13 protein-coding genes are annotated in these 10,204 nt (G+C 63.0%); 5 read left to right on the forward strand and 8 right to left on the reverse strand.

Annotation, left to right across the window (positions count from 1 at the left end; all coding sequences use genetic code 11):
• Positions 1–373: 373 nt before the first annotated feature.
• Positions 374–1,003 carry a PEP-CTERM sorting domain-containing protein gene (locus IBL25_RS26645; protein ID WP_202986674.1) on the forward strand — a complete coding sequence of 210 codons (630 nt, stop codon included), beginning with the start codon at positions 374–376 and terminating at the stop codon, positions 1,001–1,003.
• Between the two features lie 138 nt (positions 1,004–1,141).
• On the opposite strand, the gene IBL25_RS27695 is transcribed toward IBL25_RS26645, so the two are convergent.
• The 3 genes from IBL25_RS27695 to IBL25_RS04270 all read right to left on the reverse strand — a co-directional run bounded on the left by IBL25_RS27695 (position 1,142) and on the right by IBL25_RS04270 (position 2,931).
• Positions 1,142–1,360 (reverse strand): glycoside hydrolase family protein, encoded by a 219-nt coding sequence (locus tag IBL25_RS27695; protein WP_379656178.1) that lies wholly within the window; start codon positions 1,358–1,360, stop codon positions 1,142–1,144.
• A gap of 651 nt (positions 1,361–2,011) precedes the next feature.
• Positions 2,012–2,281: a ribbon-helix-helix domain-containing protein gene (locus tag IBL25_RS27485; RefSeq protein ID WP_367615554.1), complete on the reverse strand. Its 270-nt coding sequence runs from the start codon at positions 2,279–2,281 to the stop codon at positions 2,012–2,014.
• Positions 2,281–2,931 (reverse strand): ParA family protein, encoded by a 651-nt coding sequence (locus IBL25_RS04270; protein WP_187777318.1) that lies wholly within the window; start codon positions 2,929–2,931, stop codon positions 2,281–2,283. The genes IBL25_RS27485 and IBL25_RS04270 overlap by 1 nt, the downstream gene beginning before the upstream one ends.
• Positions 2,932–3,330: 399 nt before the next feature.
• On the opposite strand from IBL25_RS04270, the gene IBL25_RS04275 reads away from it, so the two are divergent.
• Positions 3,331–3,879: a helix-turn-helix domain-containing protein gene (locus IBL25_RS04275; RefSeq protein WP_187777319.1), complete on the forward strand. Its 549-nt coding sequence runs from the start codon at positions 3,331–3,333 to the stop codon at positions 3,877–3,879.
• 44 nt (positions 3,880–3,923) lie between these two features.
• Here IBL25_RS04275 and IBL25_RS04280 read toward each other — a convergent pair whose 3' ends face one another.
• Positions 3,924–4,199: a hypothetical protein gene (locus IBL25_RS04280; RefSeq protein ID WP_187777320.1), complete on the reverse strand. Its 276-nt coding sequence runs from the start codon at positions 4,197–4,199 to the stop codon at positions 3,924–3,926.
• 111 nt (positions 4,200–4,310) lie between these two features.
• Positions 4,311–4,703: a DUF1772 domain-containing protein gene (locus IBL25_RS04285; RefSeq protein WP_187777321.1), complete on the reverse strand. Its 393-nt coding sequence runs from the start codon at positions 4,701–4,703 to the stop codon at positions 4,311–4,313.
• A 411-nt stretch (positions 4,704–5,114) separates the two neighbouring features.
• On the opposite strand from IBL25_RS04285, the gene IBL25_RS04290 reads away from it, so the two are divergent.
• The 3 genes from IBL25_RS04290 to IBL25_RS04300 are packed head-to-tail and all read left to right on the forward strand — an operon-like array spanning position 5,115 to position 7,679.
• Positions 5,115–6,152, forward strand: a complete 1,038-nt coding sequence (locus tag IBL25_RS04290; protein WP_187777322.1) for a hypothetical protein — start codon at positions 5,115–5,117, stop codon at positions 6,150–6,152.
• A gap of 43 nt (positions 6,153–6,195) precedes the next feature.
• On the forward strand, positions 6,196–6,456 hold the full coding sequence (locus tag IBL25_RS04295) for a hypothetical protein (protein ID WP_187777323.1): 261 nt from the start codon (positions 6,196–6,198) through the stop codon (positions 6,454–6,456).
• 56 nt (positions 6,457–6,512) lie between these two features.
• Positions 6,513–7,679: a PDDEXK-like family protein gene (locus IBL25_RS04300; RefSeq protein ID WP_187777324.1), complete on the forward strand. Its 1,167-nt coding sequence runs from the start codon at positions 6,513–6,515 to the stop codon at positions 7,677–7,679.
• A 195-nt stretch (positions 7,680–7,874) separates the two neighbouring features.
• Here IBL25_RS04300 and IBL25_RS04305 read toward each other — a convergent pair whose 3' ends face one another.
• The 3 genes from IBL25_RS04305 to IBL25_RS04315 form a co-directional block, all read right to left on the reverse strand.
• The gene (locus IBL25_RS04305; protein WP_187777325.1) at positions 7,875–9,248 is read right to left on the reverse strand and encodes an MBL fold metallo-hydrolase; all 1,374 of its coding nucleotides are present in this window, start codon (positions 9,246–9,248) and stop codon (positions 7,875–7,877) included.
• A 67-nt stretch (positions 9,249–9,315) separates the two neighbouring features.
• Positions 9,316–9,786, reverse strand: coding sequence for a thermonuclease family protein (locus IBL25_RS04310; protein WP_238940208.1), 471 nt, complete (start codon positions 9,784–9,786; stop codon positions 9,316–9,318).
• A 98-nt stretch (positions 9,787–9,884) separates the two neighbouring features.
• On the reverse strand, positions 9,885–10,204 hold a 320-nt coding region (locus IBL25_RS04315; RefSeq protein WP_187777326.1), incomplete at its 5' end, for an ATP-binding protein.

Raw genomic sequence — 10,204 nt, forward strand, 5'->3', positions numbered from 1 at the left:
CCGGTGGCTGGAACAGCCGCGTTCCTGTCCTTCAACTTCCAATGCAAGATCAGGGTCTTCGTTGACTCTCAAGAAAGAGTGGAAGCCTGGGACCGCCAGGGCGACAACGAAGGCTGTAAGACCTACGCCAGAAGAATTGGAAGCTCCTGACCTTAGTGGCGTCCTGGGCAGCGTTGCCACAGGTGATGTCCGGCAAACGGCGGGCGGCGGCCCCAGCAACGACCAACCCCTGATAACTGAGTCGAGTTTTCTTACGGGCTCCCAACGTAAGCCTTGGTCCGGCCAGCCCGCCCTTTTGATTCTAAACCCGTTTCCCCGGTGGCGCGGCTTTTGCTGCGGTGAGATCTCCCGTCTCGCAGCAGGAGCTTCAACGATGACCTGGTTTCGCAATTTGGCCGTGGCTGCGGCGCTCATGGCCGTCTCGACTGCGGCAGCCGACGCCGCGGTCATTTTCAGCTTCAGCCAGGTCGGGCCGATGCAGCACTCGCCAAATCCGCCGATTGGGAGCTATTCCATCAATGGAGAGCTGATCATCTCGGATGAAGCGGCGAACAACGGCTTCAGTTATCAGGTCTTCAACTCGGACACGGCGCCCTACGGACAGTCTTCCTTGGACGGGCTCTTGTCCCTTCGGATCGAAGGCGGCAACCGTTACAACGTCAATGGCGACTTTGGTTTTGTCACCCTGGACGACTTCACGCGGCAGCGTTCGCTCGGCAGCTTTGGCAATATCAGGTCGCTCTCGCTGGCGGGGAACATCACCTCAGGGCTGAGCGGAACCATCAACTTCAGGAACACGGAATCTGAGTTTTACCTGCAGCTCAGCGGTACAACCTTCACCGGGCAGTTCGGCGCCGACTATGCTCAAAGCTGCACCCAGCCGCTCTGCACCTTCTCAGGCACCATCACGACAACGGCCGTTCCCGTTCCTGAGCCGGCCTCGATCGCTCTCTTTGGCATGGGCGTTGCCGGACTAGGAATGGTCCGCCGACGTCGCGTTTAGGCGTAGGAAGCAGAGACGCGCGGCAGATTTCCCCGCAGGGCAGGCTTCGGGGGGCCTTCTGCGCTACCGCTATTGCGCTCTCTGCCGTGGCACAAGGCAGCACCAGGGCCTCGGCACGGCGACAGCGCTGGAGGCCTTTCAGTACCTTGCCTCCAGCCTTGTTCCAGAACTGGAGGCTTGTCGCGGCGCCCTGCTATCCCCGGCCTTCAGGAGCCGCAGTGCTGTGGACGTGGAGATTGCCCCCACACCGATGTTGTAAGCGAGGCTCAGGCAGGCAGCGTGGGCGTCGTCATCCACGCCAGCCGACAGCAGCGCCCGCACCTTGATATCGAACTGCGCCAGGACGGTGCTGAACAGGGCATCGGCCTAGGCCTGGGTGATCGGCGGGTCGACGCGGACAGCAGATCCGACAATGGACCGATGGCCGCCCCAGTGGGGCGGAAGGGGCTAACCCTGCTCTCCCCTACGCTCTGGCGCCCTCTGGTTTACAGGTGACAGAGGGAGCGGGGAGACCAAGCCCGAAGATAGGCGCCTTCCAGAACCCCGTCGAGAATACGGCCGCTAGCTACGCCTCCCGCGTCACAGCGCGGGGCGGATGCGCCCGACCTCTCACGACATCAGAACCCTCGCCTTCCTTCTGGCGTTCGCTGCGCTGCTGCCGCTGGCCATCTGGAAGGTAGTCCATGGCTGACCAGCAAACGACCGCCGCCAACATGTCGACATGTTTGCGTGTAGGCATGTTGGCGTGGTGACTGGGCAGGATACCGCCTCTGCCGAGCGGTCAGCTCATGTAGAGCGCAGCGCCGCCGCCGGCGAACGCACCATTGACCGATGCGTGGCTTGCGGCAACCTGATCCGCGACCGAGACCGGATGGCAGCATGGGTGATCCCAGGACTAGGCCTCCGACAGACCTGCAGTGAGGTCTGCCGGCAGAGCCCAACATGGCTCAAGCCATGGGGTCAGGCGTCGGCATGTCGACACGCTAACATGCCGACATGTTGACATGACTAAGTCTTCTGCTCCGCGATCCTGGCCATGCCCCGGGACTGGAAGAGCAGGTTGCAGGCTTCAAGCATCAACCCCTGGAGATTGCGATCTTCCTCCAGCGCTAGACGGTCCAACTGCAGCTTCGTCTCTCGGTCCACGAAGAAGGCCACCTGCTTCTTTCCCTGCCGAGACGGCGGCAGCGGCGTTTTTCGCTCCGCCTCTGGTACCTCCTCCTGCTCAGGCTGGCGCCGAGGCATAGCATTCAGCTTCGGGCGTGTTCGCAGGGCCATTACGCGATACCTCGCGTTGGCATGTCGACATGTAGGCGTGCCGACATGTCATCATACAACTTAGATATCTCCTGCGCCGCCTTCCCCCCGGGCTCATACTCTGCGGCCGTATTGCCGGATGCTAGGCAGTGACGGAAGGCCACTCTGAAGCTGATGATGGCCGACGAGACCTCGACGCCAGCTTCCTTCACCACCGAGATTGCATCAGCCACCACTGAGCTGTTCTCTCGGGGCGGGGCGGCATTGATCACGACAACCACAGGCCGCTTCAGCGCCAAGCATAGGTCTAAGGTGGCTGTCAGAGCATCCAGGTCGAATTGGGCCGGCTGGCAGGGGCTCACCACTAGATCGGCAGCTTGCGCGACCTGCATAGTGGTCCGATCCGCGTTCGGAGCGGTGTCGATAAGGACCAGATCGTATCCCTCCCCGCGCGCGCTCTTCAGCGTCGCGGAAAGGTTCGATGCATGGATGGCTTCAACGTCTGGTGCCGCATCACCGCGGCGTTCTGCCCAGCCGGTGAGGTTGCCCTGGGGATCCAGGTCCAACAGCAATGTCTTCTGCCCGCGACTCGTCGCCTCGGTAGCCAGGTGGACCGCCAGGGTGCTCTTCCCTGCGCCCCCCTTCTGGCTCATCAGCGCCACTACGTGCATGCCAATTCTCCAACATGTCTACATGTCGTCATGCCGACATGTTGGGAGAATCGTCAAGGAAAAGGTGCAGAATCAATGGTGTCGACACGCCTACACGTCGACATGCCGGCACGCCTACATTTCTAGTGTTTGCAGAGACTTAGTTGCGCATGCTGAGAGCAAAGACTAGGCTGTGCGCTTCACAAAGAAGGAGCCGATTGAGGCGATCCAGATCCAGTAGAAACGAAAAAAGCCCCCACGGCGCCAACCGGGGAGCTTTTCCGTCAGACCGCACAAAGGCAGGACCGCGAAGCAATATGCAGCCCGCATCCTGCCAAGACGAGCCTTCCGACGCAAGCGCCAACTTGCGATCGGGTAAAGCTTGCCTGCGGCCTGCCGGCCCAACCGGAAGACCGAAGGATGACTACCCGACAACGCCCGGCACGCGCCGGGTCTGTGCGCGTTGCCGCCTGGCAGCGCCAGCGCCTTGGCGATGCCGACCGCCGCCGCATCATGGACGCCGCCCGCCGCCTGGAGCGGCGTAGCCATCAGCCGGGGCTGCATGGCGGCGCCCTGCGCCGCACCGGCATTCTGGTGCTCTGGACGCTGCTCTACCGCGGCCCCTCCCGGCATGGCGTCTGCGACCCCTCCATCGGCCAGCTGGCGGAATGGTCGGGCTGCGCCCGCTCGACGGTGCAGCTCGCCCTGCAGCGGATCGAGGCCGCCGGGATCATGGGCCATGTGCGGCGCGGCCTGGTGGTCGCCGGCCGCTGGTGCCAGTGGACGTCTGCGTATCTGTTCGCCAGCCCGGAGCAGTGGGCCGTAAGCGATACCGAAGCCCGGTCAGCCGAAGTCTCTTCAGTGAAAAAGAAAGCTCAAGGAGAGAGACGGGAGGGGGAGGGCAGCGCCCTGCCGGCGGCCGAACGCGCTGCCCTGGCCGCCAAATGGGGGCTGCTGCCCGCCGGATGAGCCCGCAGGCCGCTCCAGACCCGCAGCCGGGGCCCCTGGTTCCGTTATCGATGAAGATGCCGCGGCCCCACCCAGACGCGGCGGCAGACCTCGCGCGTCACCCGCATCCGCCGGCCATGGCGGTCGCGGCGCATCACCGTCTGTGGCCGGCAGCGTTGCGCCCAGCGCACCGCCTCGACGGGCGCTGTGTGCCCCAGGCTCGCCCCGGCGATTGGTGCCGCCGCCGGCGCCGCAGCGGCCGGCTGCGCCAGGCCCAGTCCACCAAGGCCCAGCATGGCGGCCAGGGTGCAGGATGCGGCAAAGCGGGTGATGCGGGTCATCGGCGATCCTCCTCCAAAAACACCGCCAAAGCTGGACCGGGAGCACGACCACCGCGTGGCACGGCTGGGGCGAGGATGGGGCAGGGGCCCTGGAGGACCTTCGGGGGTGGCTCACGCCCGCCGCTTCGCCCACAGCAGCGCCGCCACCGCATGACCGAACTCCCAGCGCAGGCGGTAGGAGGACCAGTCGGCCGGCAGGGTGGCCGTGGTCCAGGCGGCGACTGCAGCGTTCACGGGTGCGTCGCACAGGACGAAGACCACGAGCATGCCGAGATAGCCGCAGCCGGCGATCCAGAAAGGGCGGGCAGCGGCGCTGGCGCGATGCCGGACGGCGAGGATGGCGCTGGTCAACAGGACGCCCAACTCGGCCGGCGCCCCCAGGAAGGGACCCCAGCCGCGGTAGAGCTGTTGCTGGACTGCCAGCCAAACATCGCCGGACAGGGCGAGCTTGTTGGGCAGCTCCAGCACATGCGCCGTGGGCGCCAGCACGGCCCTCACGGCCAAGGCCAGATGGATCCGACTGAGCCAAGTCCCGACGGCTGGCTTAGGCTCTGTCACCCGCATGGTCGGGCAGGATCAGACGGCGCTGGCCACGTCACACCGGGCTTCAAGGCACCAGGCCATTGCGGCAGCTTCCCCCGCCCTTCAGATGAAGCACGATAAGCGCTGGTTATCGTGCAGATGCCTCTTTGCCCGAAGTCAAAGGCGCTCTTTTCTGGTGACCGGAGTAGCAGGGCCGAATAATACGCGAGGTTCTTCGGCTCCAGGTCAATCCCGGCTGTTGCTTTGAACAGCCATCAACCACAGGGCGCGATCCGCATTCTGCCGCGAAAAATGACCAACTATTAATCTAAAAAGAAGGCTGAATTGGCGGGCTTGGTGAGGTTCTGGTGTGAAACAACCAGGGTCCGCTTCATGAGCACCACCATGAACAGGATGGTATCGCGCGAGAAAGCACCGATCCTCTGCATCTTCGGGAACGACGCGGCCGCAATGGCGCAGGTGATCCGCGCTGCGCCTGATCTCGGCCGGCGATTGGCACTCGCACCGCGGCGGGCCGTGCATGCGCTGGCCGCCTTTCTCGCCTCCGAGGCGGCGCGACGGCTGAACGGAGCAGAGCTTATCGCAGAACTCAGAACGCATCATCCGCGTGATCTCCTCCATGCAGCACTGCCTGGATGCGATCGGCGGCTCTACAAGACGCTCAACCGGGCTGCTCTCCCCGCTTGGTCGCTGGCGGAGTACGCCATGGTGGATGCGCTGCTCCGCGCAGAGGTCGGCGCGGTCACGTCGGGAACCGGCCCGCTGACACGTGCCCGCGTGGCGACTTGGCACGAATGCCTTGGCGAAGAGCCAGCCTTCGCCCGCTGGCTAGCGCCCTTCGACGATACCGCCGATCGGGCCGGACTGCGGGTTGTATTGACTTGGCTCCGGCACGCCGGCCTCCTCACCGAGCCTGCCCCGGAGGGTGAAGCGGAGCCAATCGCCGTCTCCCGTGCCGTGGTCCGGATGATCAGCCAGGCGAAGGGGCCGGAGGCGCCCTTCGTGGTTCCTGAGGGATGGCAGCAACTTCGCAGCGCACGAGAACTCCTCGCGATGGGCCGCCGCCTCGGGAATTGTCTTAGGGCGACGGATCGCTCAGCGCCACAGTCCATCCAGCATCTTCTCACGGGCCAGGTCGTGTTTCTGCATCACGCCAAGGCGGCCGTGCTCGCCGGGCTGATGCCGGAGCCGGGCGGCTTCTGGTCAGTGGCGGTGATCCAAGGACGACGCAACAGGCCTGCCCCGTCGTGGCTGGTGGAGACGCTGATCTCTGCTCTCAAGGCGAGTGGGATAGCTGTGCTGCCGATGGGGCTGGACGCGGCACTCCGGGCTTCGCTGGACCCGTTGTACTGGATCGACTTCGAGAAGCTGCAGGAACAGGTGCCAGACATAGAGGATGGTTGGGTCTGAGCGGGGCACAGGCGTGAGGCCGGATGAACAAAGGGGTAGCACGATGGTGGGTACGGACAGCAGCACCGAGCCGAGCCGCGACGAGGCGCTAGCCTTGCTCCTTCAGTCGCTCGCCTCCTGGCTCAACGGGATGGGCCACTTCATTGCTGTAACCAAACGTGAGTGGGAACATGCCAGCACAGGCGAGCACCTGATGGCGCAGCGGCTTCGTCAGCGTACTCTGGACCTGCGGCGCGATGTCGAATCGCTCTTAAACACGCTGGAAGCCGAGGAGCAAGCGGGCGGCATGAGGGAGACACGATGAACGATGTAGTAGGGCTCTTAGCCCGGGTGAGTACCACGCGGGAAACTTTTGCCCGCATGCGCGACCTTTATGCGGAGCAGCTGGCACCGCGTTTCAGCCCTTTTCAGTTCGTCGATACGGGAGAGAATGGCATCTCGCGGATCCTGGCATGGCTGCTTCGGCCACAGGGCTCCCATGGCCAAGGCGGGCGCTTTCTGGAACTGTTCGCGGCGCAGTTCGATCTGCACTGGGATGCCGGGCAATGCCGTGGAGCTACATCCCGGGTGGAGGTCGTCACGTCGCATCTCAGCGACGACCGCCGGATCGACGTTCTCGTCACCTCGATTTGCGGTCGGGCCATCGCGATTGAGAACAAGATCTGGGCCATGGACCAGCAGCAGCAGGTGACGGATTACCTTCGGCACCTGGATCTTTCCTACGGCGCAGGGAAGGCATGCCTGATCTACCTGACACCAGATGGCCGAGAGCCCGACGAGTCCAGCATCTCAAAGCTGGATTGTCAGACGCGCCAGGATGCAGGCGCACTGAAGCTTGTCTCGTACTCGGACCTGCTACCCTGGCTCGAAACGTGCCGGAACGCATGCCGTGCCGACCGTGTGGCTCGCTTCATCGAAGAATTTATGCGCCACATCCAACACAGGTTCTCTGGAGTTCCCGACATGACAGAACAGGACAGTATCCTCGAAGAGATGACACGCTCCGCAGGGTCAATCACCGCATCCCTCTCCGTGGGACGGGCTGTGGAAACGATGAAGGAACGGCTGCTGGACAAACTGGTGTCGGATCTAGACGCGCTGATTACTGGCCGGGGATGGCAGGCGGCGCGCCGGTCTTATAAGCAGCAGATCCGGTGGTCCTCGATCCAGATCCGCTATAGTAGCGACGCTGCTTTGGCGTTTGAGATCGAGTTCTGCAACGACGAACGATCTTCCCTCGACTTCGGCATCCGCGCACCTAACGCGAATGCCGCGCTGACAGCAGAGATTCGGGAAGCACTCAGATCATTCGGGCGCGGTAACCAAAACCATGTATGGCCCTGGTATCAATCCCTGAAAAACAACACTGTTCTGCCACTCCCGCACGACTGGCATTCCAGTGAGGAGCCTTGGATTGAGATCGCGCAAGGCCGGATGGCGGAACCGATCGTCAAGGCAGCCGAGCGCTTCCATGATGAGCTGACGAAAGGAGGGGTTTTTACCCCAAGCCCGACACCGGCTGCCTGATCGAAGTGGGGGCGGGTGACCACCCGCCCAGTGCCGCCTTCACGATCATTTCTGCTTGGTCTTGTCCAGCCCGACGGAATGTTTCGCCTTCAGACCTCGAGGCCGGAGTAACTGGTGGCTTTGATCGTTCGCTCGATCATCGCACGCTGTCTCTCTCCCGCTTTAACGTAGCCGTGACAGGAATTCCTAAACGTGTCAGGTGCAGGTGCAGGCGGCTCGCGGCCTCGGCACGTTCCATGTGCCATGAGGAGCGTCCACCTTCACGAGCTGCGGCGGCCCAGAACTTCCGATACAACGAACGCAAAGACGATCCGAGATGGCTTGGAACTCAGGGGCTGAGGATGTAACTCTGTGGCCTCCGTTCTGAACGAGAATTGGAGGGTAGTGAGGGGAGAGCCAGCTTTTCAGCACCTGATAGGCTGCAGCATTGCTGCTCGATCCATGGTGGGGAGCTGTTGCGAGTAGGCGATCCGGAGAAGGAAGCCCGGCCGGTGGTTTGAAAGGCTTTTGGCCGGCTTTCAGCCTCGAGTCCGCAGCGAACAGCACTGCGGGTTCGCCGCTGGACTGATGCCGCAGATACACCAAGCTTTCGCGGTTCGCCCGTGTGAGATACAACGCGAAGAACATGGCTCGCGCGCTCGGCTTCAGCCCGGTTGGAACGAGCTCAACCGCATTGACCGGCGTTAGAAAGCCACGGTCTCCGCCTCCCGGTGTCATCGTGGAGGCAAAACGCAAGTAGTCGAACCAACGCACCGGTATCGCGTTTGCCTGACATGCAGCAACCACTGGAGCAATGCTGGCATGCGTCTGGATCGCAATCTCAGCGAGCGAGTGTGCGAGGAGACCATGTCTGGCTTTGATTGCCTCCGGTCCTACGGCCTCCAGCATTGCACAGGCAACACACACGCCTGTTGAGCGCATACGGCGGTGACACTTGAACATGCGGCTGAGGGTCGCCTCATCCCTGCCACTCCCGTCTGCTGCGCGTTCGAGCTGAGGGATGCGACCATCTGTCTCGTCTTGCTCTGCCGGGCGAAACACCTCATCGAGCATGGTGCTGACCCGTTGTGCCGTTGCTGCCTCAGCATCGGGGTGCCGAAATGGGCGGAGCCATGCCTCGGCTTGATCAGGGTACCCGGCGTCGCCGGCCTGTTCAGTGTCGCTCCGCTGCATCTTGGCAACCAGCTTGGCAATTTCTGGTGCTGCTTCGAAAGCACCTTCGACGATCCGACTGATGTTCCAATCTTTGCGCACCGCTGATCCGGCGCCGATGAGCCACAGCGCCGGCAACCAGACCTGATCAATGGAATGGCCTAGACCCTTCCATTCGGCAATAAACTGAGGTGCGCCTTGGCAGTGGTCAGCGTCCTCATGGGTGATGATGAGACGGTTGATCTTTGTTGTTGCAGGCGCAGATGTCTTGATAACGGATGCCAAGGTTTTCTGGTTTTGGCCGTTTACCTCATAGCCCGTATCGACAAGAATAGAAGTCTCATCCAGCGCATTGGTGCGAAGAAGGAAGCTTTCACCCCGCCGCTCAAGCGGAAGGGCGTAGAACGTGGACGGCATTGCAATCCTCATGCGGTTTTCTCAAGGCAAGGACCTGCGCTCAATGACGCCGTTGCCGGCGCCACACCTAGGGCGGCACCCGCTCGGCTTGCGGCAGTACCCAGAGGCCGCGCTGCGCCTGCCGCGCTTCCTCTTCCAACGCCACGAACCGCGGGTCACGATTGTACTGGCGGTACACCCAGGCGGCGCCACGCCGCACCAGCTCGACGTTGACGTTGAGGCCGCCGACACAGACTTGGCCCACCGTGCGGCCGTAGCGGTCGGTATCTATCACCGCCACCCGCACCACCTTCTGGAAGGCCAACTGGGCCAACTCCTGCCGCGCACGGGTACCGTAGGGCTGCCGACTTTCCGGGGTGTCGATCGCGTGGAGGCGGACCTTCACCTGGCGCCGCTCAGGGGTCAGAAGCGTTAAGGTGTCGCCGCCATGGACGCCCACGACCCGACCGGCCAGTTCTTCGGCCAGGGCAGGGAAGGAAGCCAAGATGGACAGGGTCAACAGGGCCAGGCGCAGGAAGGGCATGTGACGCTGTAGCATATGCTAGGTCACCACGCCCTGTTGATCGCCACTGAGAGCCGACCCGGGGTTGCCACGGAGATCTGACCCGGGTTGTGGATGTGGGGTTTCGAAGCCCGTCAGGTCGGCTGTGGTTTCCTTTCGCGATGGGCCTGGGTGGCGGAGCTGTTCCTGAAGCGGAAGCTGTCGTTGCCGGTCTCCAGGATGTGGCAGTGGTGGGTGAGCCGGTCGAGGAGCGCGGTGGTCATCTTGGCATCTCCGAAGATCGCCACCCATTCACTGAAACTGAGGTTGGTGGTGATGATGACGCTGGTCTGCTCGTAGAGCTTGCTGAGCAGGTGAAACAGCAGGGCACCCCCTGAGGTGCTGAATGGCAGGTAGCCCAGCTCATCGAGGATCAGCAGGTCGGCATGGAGCAGGCGGGTGGCAATCTGCCCGG

The organism is Pseudoroseomonas ludipueritiae, from assembly GCF_014490445.1.
In the GTDB taxonomy this organism is placed as follows: Bacteria; Pseudomonadota; Alphaproteobacteria; order Acetobacterales; family Acetobacteraceae; genus Pseudoroseomonas; species Pseudoroseomonas ludipueritiae.

Bases quoted from the DNA above. Each gene is read 5' to 3' on its own strand.
- IBL25_RS04310 (WP_238940208.1), bottom strand. From the start codon at position 9,786: ATGCTACAGCGTCACATGCCCTTCCTGCGCCTGGCCCTGTTGACCCTG.
- IBL25_RS04300 (WP_187777324.1), top strand. From the start codon at position 6,513: ATGCGCGACCTTTATGCGGAGCAGCTGGCACCGCGTTTCAGCCCTTTT.
- IBL25_RS04270 (WP_187777318.1), bottom strand. From the start codon at position 2,931: ATGCACGTAGTGGCGCTGATGAGCCAGAAGGGGGGCGCAGGGAAGAGC.
- IBL25_RS26645 (WP_202986674.1), top strand. From the start codon at position 374: ATGACCTGGTTTCGCAATTTGGCCGTGGCTGCGGCGCTCATGGCCGTC.
- IBL25_RS04275 (WP_187777319.1), top strand. From the start codon at position 3,331: ATGACTACCCGACAACGCCCGGCACGCGCCGGGTCTGTGCGCGTTGCC.
- IBL25_RS04295 (WP_187777323.1), top strand. From the start codon at position 6,196: ATGGTGGGTACGGACAGCAGCACCGAGCCGAGCCGCGACGAGGCGCTA.
- IBL25_RS04305 (WP_187777325.1), bottom strand. From the start codon at position 9,248: ATGCCGTCCACGTTCTACGCCCTTCCGCTTGAGCGGCGGGGTGAAAGC.
- IBL25_RS04280 (WP_187777320.1), bottom strand. From the start codon at position 4,199: ATGACCCGCATCACCCGCTTTGCCGCATCCTGCACCCTGGCCGCCATG.
- IBL25_RS04290 (WP_187777322.1), top strand. From the start codon at position 5,115: ATGAGCACCACCATGAACAGGATGGTATCGCGCGAGAAAGCACCGATC.
- IBL25_RS27485 (WP_367615554.1), bottom strand. From the start codon at position 2,281: ATGGCCCTGCGAACACGCCCGAAGCTGAATGCTATGCCTCGGCGCCAG.